11 protein-coding genes are annotated in these 16018 nt (G+C 37.9%); 7 read left to right on the top strand and 4 right to left on the bottom strand.

What is annotated here, in order from left to right; translation table 11 throughout:
* Positions 1–1262: 1262 nt before the first annotated feature.
* The gene (locus AABE15_RS08360; protein WP_338330837.1) at positions 1263–1553 is read right to left on the bottom strand and encodes a hypothetical protein; all 291 of its coding nucleotides are present in this window, start codon (positions 1551–1553) and stop codon (positions 1263–1265) included.
* A gap of 589 nt (positions 1554–2142) precedes the next feature.
* Here AABE15_RS08360 and AABE15_RS08355 point away from each other — a divergent pair.
* The 6 genes from AABE15_RS08355 to AABE15_RS08330 all read left to right on the top strand — a co-directional run bounded on the left by AABE15_RS08355 (position 2143) and on the right by AABE15_RS08330 (position 8300).
* Positions 2143–3186 (top strand): rod shape-determining protein, encoded by a 1044-nt coding sequence (locus tag AABE15_RS08355; protein WP_338330836.1) that lies wholly within the window; start codon positions 2143–2145, stop codon positions 3184–3186.
* A 136-nt stretch (positions 3187–3322) separates the two neighbouring features.
* On the top strand, positions 3323–4240 hold the full coding sequence (mreC, locus tag AABE15_RS08350; protein WP_338330835.1) for a rod shape-determining protein MreC: 918 nt from the start codon (positions 3323–3325) through the stop codon (positions 4238–4240).
* Entirely contained in the window at positions 4233–4811 is a 579-nt protein-coding gene (gene mreD, locus AABE15_RS08345; protein WP_338330834.1) for a rod shape-determining protein MreD, read from the top strand. Before mreC ends, mreD begins: the two co-directional genes overlap by 8 nt.
* Before the next feature lie 14 nt (positions 4812–4825).
* Positions 4826–6727 carry a penicillin-binding protein 2 gene (gene mrdA / locus AABE15_RS08340; protein WP_338330833.1) on the top strand — a complete coding sequence of 634 codons (1902 nt, stop codon included), beginning with the start codon at positions 4826–4828 and terminating at the stop codon, positions 6725–6727.
* Positions 6728–6747: 20 nt separating this feature from the next.
* Complete coding sequence (gene rodA, locus AABE15_RS08335; protein ID WP_338330832.1) at positions 6748–7902, top strand: rod shape-determining protein RodA; 1155 nt, start codon at positions 6748–6750, stop codon at positions 7900–7902.
* A 5-nt stretch (positions 7903–7907) separates the two neighbouring features.
* Positions 7908–8300 (top strand): DUF3293 domain-containing protein, encoded by a 393-nt coding sequence (locus AABE15_RS08330; RefSeq protein ID WP_338330831.1) that lies wholly within the window; start codon positions 7908–7910, stop codon positions 8298–8300.
* Positions 8301–8400: 100 nt separating this feature from the next.
* Here the strand turns inward: AABE15_RS08330 and AABE15_RS08325 are convergent, their stop codons facing one another.
* The 3 genes from AABE15_RS08325 to hrpB form a co-directional block, all read right to left on the bottom strand.
* Complete coding sequence (locus AABE15_RS08325; protein WP_338330830.1) at positions 8401–9465, bottom strand: hypothetical protein; 1065 nt, start codon at positions 9463–9465, stop codon at positions 8401–8403.
* Between the two features lie 331 nt (positions 9466–9796).
* Positions 9797–11008 carry a trypsin-like peptidase domain-containing protein gene (locus tag AABE15_RS08320; RefSeq protein WP_338330829.1) on the bottom strand — a complete coding sequence of 404 codons (1212 nt, stop codon included), beginning with the start codon at positions 11006–11008 and terminating at the stop codon, positions 9797–9799.
* A 40-nt stretch (positions 11009–11048) separates the two neighbouring features.
* Positions 11049–13511: an ATP-dependent helicase HrpB gene (hrpB, locus tag AABE15_RS08315; protein ID WP_338330828.1), complete on the bottom strand. Its 2463-nt coding sequence runs from the start codon at positions 13509–13511 to the stop codon at positions 11049–11051.
* A 37-nt stretch (positions 13512–13548) separates the two neighbouring features.
* On the opposite strand from hrpB, the gene AABE15_RS08310 reads away from it, so the two are divergent.
* Complete coding sequence (locus tag AABE15_RS08310; protein ID WP_338330827.1) at positions 13549–15696, top strand: protein-disulfide reductase DsbD domain-containing protein; 2148 nt, start codon at positions 13549–13551, stop codon at positions 15694–15696.
* Positions 15697–16018: the final 322 nt, after the last annotated feature.

Below are 16018 nucleotides of genomic sequence, written 5' to 3'. Positions count from 1 at the left end.
ATATAATCATTGTATCTTAGTGGTGGAGCGAAATGAAAATTAAAATTTAAGTTTATATAAGAGAATATCGATAAAAATAAATGGTAGAACAGTGTACAATTGACACACTGCGATTCAACAAAAATAAGTTCAAACAGATTCGATTCATTGCATTGTATATTGCAATAATAGACATAAAAGATGCCTATACTGTTAATAAATTGGTTATGTTTTTTTGAAAACATGTGAGTTTTGTCGAGGATTTATAGAAAAAAACTTTTAAAATCTCCAAAACATATTTTATTCATACAAGTGAGTCTGATGATTTTTGAGCAAGTGTTGAGAATACTTTTTTGTATTGAGAGCTAGAAAAAATAAATAGACTTTTCAAATAAGGAGTAGAGAAGTCAATACGCTAATAGAATAACTAACCTGACATATGTGATTTAATCGCATGTTTCCTTTTATTAATAACATTGTTACTCAAAAATAACTAAAGTCCTGAAAACTGTTAAAATCGCCATACTCATTTCATGATTTTTTTCAATTTTATATGTTAGCGGATTAGGGTTAGTGGCGATTGTGGCCGATTATTTGCGAAAATGGTATGGAAAAACAATAAACTGAAAAATCTTCGTATGTAGGGTATTATACTTTTTGAACTAACTATTAAAATTGCTTTTTATTTTAGATGAAGATTTTAAAAGAATAGCGTTTAAAAGGAAACAACAACCTTAGCGTGAAGTTTTTCCAAAGGAACCCATATTTAATTACATATAAACGTCTTGAAAATTTAACCAAATTATAAAAGAGTTCCAATGCTAATAAACTTATTTCAATTGAGCACAAATAAAAGAGGAGAAAAATATTCTTTTAGTTTTATGTGTCGACAAAGTTTTATCCAAAAGTATAAATTTTGCTACTATTTGAAATAACATTGAAGCTGAAAATGTATTGATTAAAAGCAAGGTCAGCGTAGTTTTTTATGCAAGCGATAAAATTTATTTTCTTATTGTGGCGTCATATTTTTTAATACCACAATAACTGCAAAGATTGATGTTTAAATGCTGGCTATAATAAGTTTATATGAATGGAGTAGTCTCTTATTGAATGGAAAATCAACATCAATATAAGTGTCTGGCAGTAAAAAACTTACTACTACGTTTAATAAACTATTGCTAAGCACAAGAAATCTTTTGACCCTTAATTTTAATAAAATTGAGAGGCAAACTGGCTCGCCTCTCAATCATTTTATCGGCTTGTTAAAGGATCAAACTAATGTTTTACTGAGTTTTGGTATTAGATTGTTGATATTGATAATTTTGGTTAGGACGATTGGGGGTGGTCGCTGCACCCACACCAGCCCCAAGCAATCCTCCAGTGACGGCGCCAATGGCTGCACCGCCACCGCCGCCAGCAAGTGCACCAATAGCAGCTCCTGAACCACCGCCGATTAAAGCGCCATTACCCGCCCTACCAGAAGTACTGTAAGGATCGCCACATGCACTCAGAAAAGAGCTAAGCACTAATGCAAGTAACATACCTGTAAAGGTAAATTTGTTTTTCGATTTCATTTATTGTCCTCTGCGTTTTGAAAAAATAGTGGTTTTAATCCAAAAGCGGCTAACTGATTTTAAAAAATCGTAGTTAGCAATTAATCGAACAAAATCATATCGAGGATTAAAAATCTTATCGTTCGATCCGATTTTTAATTGTTCATACTATCATAATAGCGTAAATTACACAAAAGTATGGTTTTTTTATTGGTCGTTATTATTTCTTTTTTTGATTATTGTATGTAAATAGCGTAATAAATATGAAATTAACCTTAAATGCGTTTATGTTGAAGTTATTTAAATGATCATAGTTTATAAAATTGTTATGGATCATTTATTGTTTACCTAATTAAAACTGCAAAAATCAAAATTACGCTTTATTGAAAGTTTAGTTTTTTATAGTGTTTAATTTACCAACATTAAGGCGTACTAATCGGCATTAGTTGGGAGTCAGAATTAAATGGTTTATAACCTCTATAATTTTTTGATTGATAATGCAATCAAAAGCAGTTCAACCAAATATTGCATTTAAAAAACCAATTTTTTAGAAGTTATAAGTTATAAAGTTTTAGAGTTATTAATTTATTTTTGCTGCTGGGGGTAGTGGATGTTTTCTCGTCTGTTTGGTTTTATGTCTGCAGACATGGCTATTGATCTTGGTACAGCCAATACGTTGGTTTATGTCAAAGGTCGTGGTATCGTTTTAAATGAGCCGTCTGTAGTCGCTATTGCGGACGTTCGAGGGAAAAAACAAGTGTTGGCGGTAGGGGAAGAAGCCAAAAATATGGTGGGGCGAACCCCCGGTAATATTACGGCTATTCGTCCTATGCGAGATGGCGTTATAGCGGATTTTGAAGTTGCTGAGGAAATGATTAAGCATTTCATCCATAAAGTGCATAATCGTCGAATGTTTGCCAGCCCTCAAATTGTAATTTGCGTGCCTTCTGGATCAACCGCTGTGGAACGCCGTGCTATACAAGAAAGCGCAGAAGGGGCAGGTGCCCGGCGTGTGCAACTTATCGAAGAACCTATGGCTGCAGCCATAGGGGCAGGATTACCCGTAACGGAACCTTCGGGGAGTATGATCGTTGATATAGGTGGAGGAACAACCGAAGTTGCCGTCATATCCTTGGGGGGCATTGTTTATGCGCGTTCAGTGAGGGTAGGGGGTGACCGAATGGACGACGCAATTATCGCATATATACGGCGTAACCACAATTTACTCATTGGGGAAAGCTCTGCTGAAAGAATTAAAATGGAACTTGGCGCAGCGATTGCAGGGCCTTCTGGTGATGGAGGGTTATGGCGTGAGGTAAAGGGTAGGGATTTGATGAATGGAGTACCAAGAGAAGTCAAAGTTTCTCAAGAACAAATCGCCGATAGTCTTGCAGAACCTGTTTCTCAAATCGTTGAAGCAGTATCCGTTGCGCTTGAAAATACACCTCCAGAATTAGCGGCTGATATCGTTGATAAAGGAATTATGTTAACGGGTGGGGGCAGTTTATTAGTTCGACTCGATGACGTTTTGCGCCAAGCAACAGGTTTGCCTGTTATTGTTGCAGAAAATCCTTTAGATTGTGTAGTGTTGGGAACGGGAAGGGCCTTGGAAGAAATGAAAAGGTTAAGAAACGTTCTTACCACTATGTATTGAGTTTGTAGTTGTAAAGATTTATTAAAGCGTCAAGGCAAACAGGTTTAAACGATTTTTTGAACTATTGGCTATTTAAAATAATGAATTTTTACTGACGTAGTAACGTTATAAACACGTTTGATAGGTGTTATAAAGGATGATTCCTTTATCAATTCACATTAAACAAGGATTAGCAAAACTAATCCTACCCGCTCTTTATTTGGTGACTCTTCTAATTATGCTGCTAGGCCAGACGCAGCCAAGAATAATAGAGGTCATACGATCAAAGGTAATGGATTTTCTTGCCCCTGGATACGCTTTGGTTGAAACACCATTTAATAGTATCCATGGTATGGTAGAAAATTTTATAGACGTTAGGGATCTTGCTTTTAAAAATAACCAGTTAAAAGAGGAAAATGATCGGTTAAAACGTTGGTATTATGTGGCGATGGGATTGGCTGAAGAAAATGCGATGTTTAAAAAACAATTGCATTGGATACCTGATCCTATTCCTTCTTTTGTTACTGCTCGGGTCGTTGCAGACGTCAGTGGCGTTTATCACAAAGCAATGCTGGTTTTCTTAGATTCCATCCACCAGGTCAGCGTTGGTGATGTTGCTTTGAGTGGTTTTGGGTTTGTGGGAAGAGTGACTGAAGTTGGTGAACGTTCGGCTCGCATTTTACTCATTAATGACGATGCAAGTAAAATACCTGTTTTTTTAAATAGTTCTCAAGCCCAAGCAATAATGGAAGGGGATAATAGTACTTATCCAAAATTAATTTATTTTCCCGAAGACAAACATCCTGTCGAAGGAGAGAGGGTTACGACAGATAACAAAGGCAATGCCTTACCAGCGGGGATACCCATAGGGTATGTGCATTATTTAAAACGGGATACTGCTGTTGTTATTCCTTATACGTTATTAAATCAACTAAGGATTGTGCGTATTTTCAATTACGGTAATTCAAATCCAGTTATACCCAAAGCGCTAGGGCGACTCGAAAAGCCTGTCAAAAAATTTAAGAGAAATTTTGTTGCGAGTCCTCATTTAGTGAAGCGCAACCATAATGATTAACGACCCTAATCGACAACATATTAGCCATAAAAGAAAACCTGGTATACGACCGACGTTAAATCAATTTCAAAAGATTGATATTTCTGTTCGTTCGTTCGTTCCGTGGGGAACGACGGTGCTTATAATTTTGTTTCTTTCCATGCCTATAAATATTCCTGGCGGTAATGAGCTTTTACCTGCCTATGTTATGTGCTCGGTATTTTTTTGGTCTATTTTTCGTCCTAGGTCTATGCCGGCGTTTGGTGTATTTATATTGGGGGTATTAATAGATTTGCTTAATTTTTCGCCCCCTGGGGTTATTATTTTTATTTTATTGAGCGTTTATAGCATCGGAATTACCCAACGTTTTCGTTTGGCTAAATATAATTTTTTATCGGTTTGGTTTTGTTTTTCTTTGGTGAGTGTTGCACTTTTTTCACTGCAATGGCTTTTGGTTTCTGCTTTTAGTATAAAGTTATTATCTTACCACTCAGTTTTACTTGAGATTATTTTTGCAGTTGGTTTTTATCCTTTATTATCTATTATTTTTACCTGGGCTCATCGGACAGTAGCCAATCCAGAGCAAGTTTAAATTAAAAAATCTGTATGAATAAAAATTTCTTTCATCATAATATATCGGATAAAGAAAATCACTTTACAGGAAAAGTGTTTTTTCGCCGCGCACTTTTTATGTTGCTAGGACAGATTGCTTTGATAGGGGCACTTATTGATCGTCTTTATCATTTGCAGATCGTTGAAGGCAAAAGATTCAGTAAACTAGCTCGAAAAAATCTTGTAAGCAAACGATTGTTGACCCCTCCCCGAGGTAGAATAACGGATCGTTTTGGTCAAGTAGTGGCCAGTAATAAAATAAACTGGCGAGCGTTGCTCATTCCAGAAGAAACCAACGATGTAGCGCAGACTTTGCTGCGATTTTCCAGTTTAATTGCTTTAAACGAGCATGATAACGCACGCATTCAATGGGGATTGGACCATCAAAGACGTTTTATTCCCACGTTGTTAAAAGATTTTTTGTCATGGGAAGAAATGGCTATTATCGAGGTTAATTCCCCTACATTACCTGGAGTGGTCATTGATATAGGCACTAAAAGAATTTACGAGACAGGGGGTCTGCTCGCCCATTCCATTGGTTATATAGCACCGCCTAATGAAAAAGAGGTTGCTGAAAATCCAATTCTTGCGCTTCCTGGTATACGCGTTGGCAGAGCGGGTATAGAGCAAACACAGGATGATGTTTTACGTGGGACTGCTGGAGAGATGGAAGTCGAGGTGGATTCTATTGGACGGGTGGTATCAACGATTGGACGCAAAGAAAGTGTACAAGGTCAGTCTATTGAATTAACCATTGATGTAAATTTACAAAAAGATGTGTCTGATCTCTTGGGGGACGCAAGTGCCAGTGTTGCCATTTTAGATTGTAAAACGGGTGAGGTAATGGCCATGACTAGCAATCCTTCTTTTGATCCTTCGCTTTTTGATAGCGGTGTTAGCCATTCGCAGTGGAAAGCGTGGATGGAGGATGAGCGTAAACCGCTGACAAATAAAGCGGTTGCAGGACTTTATCCACCAGGGTCAACGTTTAAGCCTGCTGTGGCTTTGGCTGCATTGGAAGCGAAAACAATTAATGAAAACGACCGTATTAATTGTCCAGGCTATTACGATTATGGTGGTACACGTTTTCATTGTTGGAACCGTTATGGCCATGGTTCAATAAATTTACACGAAGCGATCAAGTATTCTTGCGACGTGTTTTTTTATGAAACCGCTAGACGAACCGGTATGGATGCTATTTTTAAAACGTGTCAAAAACTCGGGTTGGGCGTTGCCCCAGAAATCGAATTAACGCATGTAAAAGCGGGATTGATACCTACTAGAAAATGGAGAGAAAATAAAGGGCATCATTGGAATGTGGGGGATACCATTGTCAGCGGTATTGGCCAAGGATATGTTCAAGTTTCTCCTTTACAGTTAGCTACTTACGTCGCACGCATAGCTTCGGGTCTAGCTATTCAACCTCATCTTGTTCGAAAAAGAGATACTTATCTTTCGATCTCGTCTACTAAAAATCATTGGCAACCGTTAAGTATTGCGTCCAATTATTTAAATTTCATACGGTCCGGTATGTATGCGGTTGTGAATGAGCCAAGGGGATCAGGGATCAAAGCAAAACTTGATTACAATGGGATGGTTCTTGCGGGGAAAACTGGAACGGCTCAAGTAACAAGAGTTTCAAGAGCCATGCGAGAAAGTGGACATTTTAATTCGGCAAGTTTGCCTTGGAAGTTTAGGCCACATGCTTTATTTATGTGTTTTGCTCCTTATGATAACCCTCAATATGCCCTATCGGTTATTGTTGAGCATGGCAACGCAGCGGCTTCGGTTGCTGCTCCCTTAGCACGGGACATAATGTTAAAGACGCTCCAACGTGATCCTGCCAATAAGACAGAAAGCCTTTTATCAAGTTCTGACAAGTTAACGAAAAATTGAAAAACTAGGTTTTTAAAATAATGATTTTTGAAAAACGTCTTATCCGAACTGAACCTAGATTTAAACTGTTAAGCAAACTTTGGCGTATAAATTGGTTATGCGTAATTTTGGTTTCGATATTGGCAGGTGTTGGGTATATGGCTTTATACTCTGCGGCTGGTGGATCGCCGTATCCTTATGCTCGCCCACAGTTAATAAGGTTTTGCGTGGGTTTTGTGCTTATGATCGGGGTTGCGATTACACCATTACGTTTTATTGCTAAATTGGCTTGGCCGTTTTATTTGTTGGGAATTGTTTCCTTGCTTGCGGTGTTGTATATGGGGCATGTCGGTAAAGGGGCAGAACGCTGGCTTGTTGTGGGTGGCATGGCTTTGCAACCTTCGGAATTTATGAAAATCGGACTCATCATTTTATTATCTTCTTGGTTTCATAAAATGAGTTGGAAGCAGATTGCTAATCCTTTAAGGCTTATTGTCCCCTCTATCTTAGTTATACTCCCTGTATTGCTTGTGTTAAAGCAGCCTAATTTAGGAACGGCTGTCATTATTGGTTGTATTGGGGCTTCGATTTTTTTTGCTGCTGGAATGCGATATTGGCAGATATTTTTATTAATTTTTCCTTTACCTTTTCTTTTTAAACTTGCTTATAGTCATCTGCATGATTACCAAAAAGCCAGAATAACTACCTTTTTACATCCCGAAAGCGATCCTCTTGGGGCGGGTTACAATATTATTCAATCCAAAATCGCACTTGGTTCGGGGGGAATGTGGGGGCAGGGGTTTTTGCACGGTACCCAAGGTCAGTTAAATTTTCTCCCTGAAAAGCAAACGGATTTTATATTTACCATGATTGCAGAGGAATGGGGATTTGTCGGGGGGAGTATGGTTATTTTATTGCTTTTAAGTATTGTTGTTATGGGGATGATCATTACGATGCGTTCGAAATGTCAATTTGGTCGCTTATTGTCTTTAGGATTGACAATGAATTTTTTTTTATACTGTGTTGTAAATCTTTCTATGGTTATGGGAGCTATACCCGTAGGGGGTGTGCCTTTACCGATGGTTTCTTATGGGGGGTCAGCAATGTTGACCGTTATGTTTGGATTCGGATTGTTGCTTTCTGTGCAAGTACATCGCAATTCGGATTTTGGTTCTACCGATAGTTACGAAACTTAACACTTTTGACGTTTATTTTACCACCAACACCCAAAATACATTTTGCCTATATGCATAGTTTCTATCAAGGAGGAACAGTAACAACAGGCATTAATCGGTTTCCAAAAGGAATACCGAAACATTTATGTAATCAGTTTTTGGTTATGTTAAGTGCTTATAACCCAGGAGGTCGTTTAAAACCGGAAGGTTGGAATAAACGTCAGATGGGAGTGTTGGCAGACTATCTCGTTCGCTATGAATATTATGAAGGGAAAGGATCTTTAAATAACAAAAGTGAACCTTTGTTTTTGGTTGCTATTAATCCTGCCAAAGCAATATATTTGGCAAGAAAATTTAGACAAAACGCAATTGTTATTATTCGTAATGGACGATTAACAAAATTGAAATATATAGTTTAATACAATTAGTGTGTTTGGATAATAAAACAATAAATCTAAGGAAAATACAGCGTAACAAATATAAACTGTATTTTCGTTAATTGTATTAGCGGTTGTATTTTTAGAAATTAAAGTTAACGGCGAATTGTGGTTGTACGAAATCGTTAGTATTATGCCCGTCAACCGTAAGTGCTGTACCTACAATAAGACCAATCATAGGGTTAAAGTTATATTCAACGGCGGGGGCAATTTGTATATCATGCGAAGCACCATTGACACTGCGTTGAGTATTTTTACCATAGTAGGCGCCTCTCATACGTGTACCTCTTGCCCAATCGTATTGGAAATCAAACGCAAGAAGCCATTTACGGCTAAGTCCGTATTCAAGAGAGAAACCGGTATTCCCAAACATCCCTAGTCTCGCATTCCCGTCGTAGCCTTCTCCAGTACCGTAACTGGTAATATTTTTTAAATTGGTTGAACCGAGAGGTTGTCTAGCCACACCCCAAGCACGTATACGAAGCGCTTTTCCAAATACATTGTAGGCTGCTTGTGACATAAGACCAAAGCGTAAAGAATATACACCTTGACCAGTTGCATCAAGATCTCGACCAAGGTCGTTAAAGTCACCGGTTGGGAAATTCATACCAAGATAAGCGTTAAGACTGGGTTGATAAATAGAGTCAATTTGATCAATAAGACGATATTGTAATTCTACAGGAAAATCCGCGAAGTGAACGCTGCTGGCCGTGGTTTGTCCATTCCAATAATAATTGATTTGCGGGGTAAGCTGAATGGACAATTTATCGGTGAATCCATATTTCACGAGGAAAAAACTGTCTGCGGTGTTGGTGCGATATTTATTACTACGGACACGGCCATCGGGAAGATAGTCGCCTCGACTAATGGCCGTCTGGAAATAAGATTCAACCATAAGGTCACCCGCTTTGGTAACGGCGCCTGAAGGAGAAAGTAGAGAACCTACGTACAGCTGATCTGCAAGAACATTTACCGTTGAGTTAGGATTTACATCATTGGTATTGTTATTTACAGGGGTTGTTGCATTAGCAAATCCATAGGACATCCATGCATACATAAGACCAAAAGAAAGACATGAAACGGTTAATGCACGTTTCAAATAAGTAATTTGTGGTTCGTACAATGATTTTTTTAAATAACCATGCATAGAATTATCCCCAATTAAGCTAAATTTTTCGTTTAGTCGAAAAAATTAAAAGTAAAAATAAATAGGATTAGAATTTAATAAGTAAAATGTGGTTTTATGATTCTTATTTTCAAGAGATTAAATTCACATTGAACGTTTTATTAAATCTTTGTTGCTTTTAATGAGTTAATAAAAAAAATCAAGGATTTACCGCAATGTTGTTTAATGAAAAAGTTGCAGTGTAATAATTATATCAAAACTAGATAGCGTAACTTTACACAAAGGGTAATTACTTTTTATAAGAGATTGTTCAATCCAACTGAGTACGAACAAAGAACGAAGGATATGTTTTTTAATTGTCCAGATTTTTAGGGCGGTGCCCAACTAAAACGTCGATCGTTATATAACGACCGTTGCGTTTAATTTTTAAGTTAAGCTTGGTGCCTGGATGAGCAATGGCGACGGTTTTGATAAAAGTACGGGCGGTATCAATAGGTTGGTCATCTATTTTTTCTACTCGATCACCAGCCCTTATTTTTGCTTTAAAAGCAGGACCGTTTTTATCAATTTCTATAATTTTTACTCCAGGGGATTTGCCGCTGTCATCCAAAGTAACGCCCAACCATCCTCGATCAATATATCCGGTTTTACACAATTGCCTAACAATAGGAGCTACGATTTCTGAAGGGATACCAAATCCTATTCCCACAGAGCTTCCGGTCGGGGAAACGATGGCTGTATTTAACGCAACAACTTGTCCAGCAAGGTTAAAAGAAGGTCCACCTGAATTGCCAGGATTCATGGGGGCATCCAGTTGCAAGAAGTCATCAAAGGGACCTGACCCAATGTCTCTTCCGCGAGCAGAAACAATCCCTGCGGTCACTGAAGATCCCAGACCAAAGGGGTTACCGGCAGCAACAATCCAGTCACCGACTTCTACTTTTCGGCTATCTCCCCATAGAACATAAGGTAGAGGTTGATCACTTTGTACTTTTATTACTGCAATGTCGGTGAGTGAATCGCTCCCAATAATAGTAGCAGGAAGCTGCCTGCCGTCCGTAAGCGAGACAACAATATCATCGGATTGACCGACAACATGCGTATTGGTGACAATAATACCACTAGGGTCGATAATAAAACCTGAGCCAGCGTCGGTAATCTTTTGGTTTAACTCAAGTTGTTTTTTTCTAAATTCTTTTTCAAAAGGGGTTCCTTTTAAAGAAGGCGGAATTTTCATATTGTTTTGTTGGTCAGTAGACAAGGTTTGGTTTACTGCAATATTAACGACTGCTGGAACAACTTTTTTAACCAAAGGATGAAAGGTTAAAGGGCCAGATTGGACGAGTGGCGCTGAGTCCGTTATCGGCAACGCTGTAGGAATAACAATTTGATTCTTTACATTTGAGCTGGATTCTCCAAAGGCTTTGTCTGCGCTATGGGTTTCAATTTTACCGTTGTTGTCTGTAAGAGGGGCAGCCATAGCGTGGGAAATAAAGAGAAAACAGCTTAAATTTAAGAAGAGCGTAAATACAGTAGATGTATAAAAAAAGTTTATAAATTTCATTTTATAAAATTAACGCTAATTGTGAAAGTGAATGATTGAATTAAGAGGGGTCTTCTGGCCAATTATGTTTGGGATAGCGGCCTTTCATATCTTTTCTCATATCTTTCCATCCATCCTTCCAAAACCGTGATAAATCATCAGTAATTGCTTGTGTTCGATGAGCAGGCGATAGCAAATTGCATTGTAATTTTAATCGACCGTTGGCGATAGCTAGCGTTTTGTTTATACCATAAAAATATTTGGCCTGAGCAGAAATTGTAGGGCGGGGTTGTAGATAATCAATTTTAAATTCTTTATGTTGCAGTTTGATTAGTGTTGGTAATAAACTATCAAGTTTTCGACAAAGATCATATCCAAAATAACTTTCTAATATTTTTTTTAAATCAAGTTTTTTGATTTCTTCAACAGCTGTTATTCCCACCATCCAAGGGAATAACCAACGTTCAATTGTATTAATAAGAGCCCTTTTTTGGCCAATCAAAAATTCGGTTTCCTTAAGGTCTTTATAGGCAATTTGACACCGTGCTAACAATTGTTTTGAGTCCTCATTCCAATGTAAAGTGTGATCTGGATGAGTTTGAACCGTGCGTGTTAAAATAGGATATGCTTCTTCAGGACATGCAATTTCATTTGTATCTTTTAAAATAAGATGATCAATGGACTGCGTGCTATGTTTTATCACCCTTCCTTTTGTTCCATCTAAGGTTAATTCAGTGGTTGTTGTAGCTTTTTCTTTTAGTAATCGCGTTAAGGTATGTGCATGAATAGGATAAGCAAGTTTGATTTGGGCATGACGATGAATGTATATACTCGCAACCGCCAGTAAATTCTCACTTGTAAAAGGATCTTGAAGGGATAATCTTGCCGCCCCTCCTCCGGACAAACGGTAAAATCCTGGCTTAACTTGTTGTTGCGCTAGGCGATCCGGAAAGGCAGAGCAAATAAGATAGGCCAAATCCACATTTTGTAACGATCGATTGGATACAGGGGATACGTTCATTTTATGACAATAGGTTTTGTAAATTGTTTGTAATGTTAACCAAGATGAACGTTGGCTAGGATTTTTACATTGGGAAAATAACCACTCTATTCTTGCTTTTATGTCGCTATAATGATCCTCCTTTTCTAAAGGATCAGGTTCTTCAAGGATAGCTGCTATCGAAGCAGCCATTTGTTTTTCTTGCGGTGAACATGCACTCAGCATCATGGCCGCTAGACGTGGATGAGAACCAAAATAAGCTATTTTTTTTCCAAAAGGGGTGATTGTTTCCTTGTCGTCAAGTGCGCCAAGGATTTTTAAAAGGGATTTGGCTGATGCAATGACGCCCTTTAACGGCGAGTCAGGAAAAATTAACTCCTCAAATTTTATGCCTAAATTATTCGTCCATGTATAGCAAAGATTTATAAACTCGCTTAATTCTGAGCTTAATATTTCAGGAGTGGGTTCAGGGACAAGGCTATGATCCATTGCTTTGGTCCATAGTTTATAAACGTTTCCTTTTCCCTCACGTCCAGCACGTCCAGCACGTTGATTTGCCGTCGCCTTCGAAATTCGTTTTGTTTGTAAATGTTTTAATCCTGTACTCGGGTTTAGAAAAGGCGTTCGATGGAACCCACTGTCTATTACAATTCGTACTCCTGGTACAGTAAGAGACGTTTCAGCAATAGAGGTCGCTAAAATAACACGTCTGGGCGAGTCAGTTTCCATGTTCCTTAATGCAATATCTTGTGCTGAGGTGGGAAGATCGCCATAAAGGGGTATAATTTCTGCTTGGTCAAGAGAGAGCAAACGCATTGTCTGTTGAATTTCTCTAACGCCGGGTAGAAAAGCAAGGAGGTTTCCTTCTTTTTTTATAAAGGCTTCCGAAATTTTTTGGCTTGTTGCATTGGGTATTTCGTGAACATTTTTCAAATCATAGCTACTAAAGTACGTGTTAATGGGATGAAGTGTTTCGTGGCACGTCAAGACGTCACATGCTAGAATTTTTTGTAAAGGATCTAATGCGGGTGTCGCAGACATGGCAATAAGTTTTAGATCGGCTCTTAAATGCGTTTGTAAGCTACGACATAGAGTTAAACAAAGATCACCATTAAGGGAACGTTCATGTACTTCATCAAAAATAATTACGGCTACGTCCTCTAAAAAAGGATCGTTTATAAGCTGTCTTAGAAATAAACCGTGTGTGACCACTTCTATGATTGTCGATGCACAGATTTTTTTATCAAAACGCGTTCGATACCCGATAGATTTCCCGACCGCTTCATGGTGTAAATTTGACATACGATAGGCTGCAGCACGGGTAGCAATACGTCTTGGCTCTAATAAAATAATTTTTCTGTTTTTTCGCCAAGAGGTATTGAGTAAACTAAGCGGGATGATGCTTGTTTTACCCGTACCGGGTGGAGCAACAATAATTATATTATTTTGTTTTTTCAAATGTTTAAGGCAATCGGGAATAATACGTTGAATAGGTAAATAAGTGTTGAGGTTGTTATTAGCCATGTATTCTAAGCGTTCATTTTAAAGAGTGTGTAAAACAATGGTATACAGGTTAAAGGCTTTTATAATTAGAAATATTTTTCTATGCGGTCAGCAATTTAAGTATCTTTCAACAGCATTATTGGTGGGTCTGATCTTTGTTAGTGGGTACATTTTACCAAAGAATGCCTATGCTAAAGAATCTAATACAATCTATTCTGCCCACGATGGGGTAAGTATTATTACGGCTAGCGATACGTACGATGGTAGTGGGCAATTGTTGCTGGCGCTCAGGATTAATTTGCAGCCTAACTGGCATACCTATTGGAAAAATCCAGGGGATGCGGGTGAACCAGCCCAATTATACGTCCAAATAAAAGGTGAGGATATTATTCAAAAAACTCCTATCGAATGGCCTATACCTCAGCAAAAACTTGAAAACGGAGTAATGTCTTATATTTATGAAAATGATGTTATTTTACCGTTTTATGTCAAGGTTCGATTACAGAATATATCACCAAAACTTGATATTAACATAAGGGCAAAATGGTTAGTCTGCGATGATATTTGTATTCCTCAGGAAGGAATGTTTACTTTATCCCTTCCAAAAGGAAAATTTAGTGCTTCCAGCCAGAGGGATTCCATTTTACAGGCCCTTGCGAACAGACCTCATCATCCTACGTGGCCAGTTTATATCACCCCAACAGGAATGTTGTGGTTACAACGAACTCCATTAGACATTAAGGATATTAATAAAGCTTGGTTTATTCCTGAAACCCCTGGGGTAATAGATCAGGCTGCTAATCAACCTAGTTCTATACAAAAAAATCTTTTAACCCTGCAATTAAAATTGACAAAAACCTTTTCTAAAGGGGAATCGTTAGCTGGGCTTCTTTTTTTGCAACATAAGCAAAAAAAAGTTTCCGTCTTTGCAATCCAAGCGCATGTCTCTAAATTGCCTGATGCAGCTGGACAAAACAGTTTATTACTTTTGGTTGCAAGCGCTTTTCTAGCAGGTATGATTCTTAATCTCATGCCCTGTGTCTTTCCTATTATTGCTATGAAACTTTTGTCTTTAAGTCGATTGCAACGCTCTCCATTTTCTAATCGTTTTAAAAGCAGTATTTCGTATACGTTGGGTATCTTAGTTAGCTTTTTTATTATGGCGTGCGGTTTTGTGTTGATACGCTCGTTCGGTAGTCAATTGGGATGGGGATTTCAATTTCAATCGTTGCCGTTTTTATTAATGACTGCTTGGCTGTTGTTCGTTATTGCTTTGAATTTTATGGGTGTTTTTGACGTTCAAATTACCTATCAGTTGGATACAACTCATTCCTCTGCATCAACGTATATAAGTGATTTTTTTTCCGGACTATTAGCCGTGGTGGTGGCCTCTCCTTGCACGGCGCCCTTCATGGGAATCGCGATTGCAGGGGCTTTGAATTCCTCATTATGGGCAAGTATAATAATCTTTATGGCATTGGGACTTGGATTGGCTTTGCCCTATGTTGTCATAGCGTGCAACCCTCCATTAACTCGGTTTTTACCTCGTCCAGGAATGTGGATGGTGCTTTTGAAGCAATTTTTAGCATTTCCGTTATTCCTAAGCTGCGTATGGCTTTCCTGGGTTGTTTATCAGCATAATAACCCTGTTGCTCTTTTGCTTTTATGGTGTGGTTTTATAGGATGGGCCTTTGTTTGTTGGCTTCTTGGTATAATTCAAGCATTAAAAATGAAAGGGCTCTATCCCGCATTTAGGATTACAGCGGCTCTTTTCGCCTTATTTATTGGTGTTATGCTGATTTTTACCGTTTACCTCAGTTTTGATCGACACCCTTCATCCTCAAACATACAAACTGCCGAAAATAAAATAGCGTTTTCAAAGGAAAAATTAAATCAATTGCTTAGCCATCATCAGCCTGTATTTGTCAATTTGACGGCAACATGGTGTTTGACGTGTTTAATGAACGATAAAATTGCTTTATCTTCATCACGGGTTACCCAACTGTTTGCTGACAAGCACATTACGTACATGGTTGGTGATTGGACGAGTTATGATGAAAATATAGGTGCTTTTTTAAAAGAACATGGTCGTGAAGGGGTTCCATTTTATGTATACTATCCATCCAATGGCAATCCGGTCGTGTTGCCACAGATCTTAACCCCTGAATTGATTAAAAAATATCTTGCTACCCCTTCAAAAAAGTAAATCTTAACATTGCATACGGTAACATAAAGGATAAAAATTCTTTTTAATTTAATATACAGTCAAAAATTTTGTAACAGGATCGGAAATATTTTTTGATGTCAGCTTCTGTTACAATATTATGTTGATAATATGTTTGTTTCGCCGATAATTTTCGTATTTATTAAAATGTTTTGTTTAGAATGTATAAAATATATAAGCCATTCTGAGTTGTCAAAACAGGACAATGATTTGCTGTGCGTGACTTTGCTAGCCACAAAAAAAAACAGCAAAAATTAATGCAAATAAACAATACTTTATTTAGGATTTAAATAGAAATACGATT

The organism is Commensalibacter sp. Nvir, assembly GCF_963921845.1.
Taxonomy (GTDB): Bacteria; Pseudomonadota; Alphaproteobacteria; order Acetobacterales; family Acetobacteraceae; genus Commensalibacter.
The sequence above is the reverse complement of the archived record's forward strand: the minus strand, read 5'-3'. Positions and strand labels throughout refer to the sequence as shown.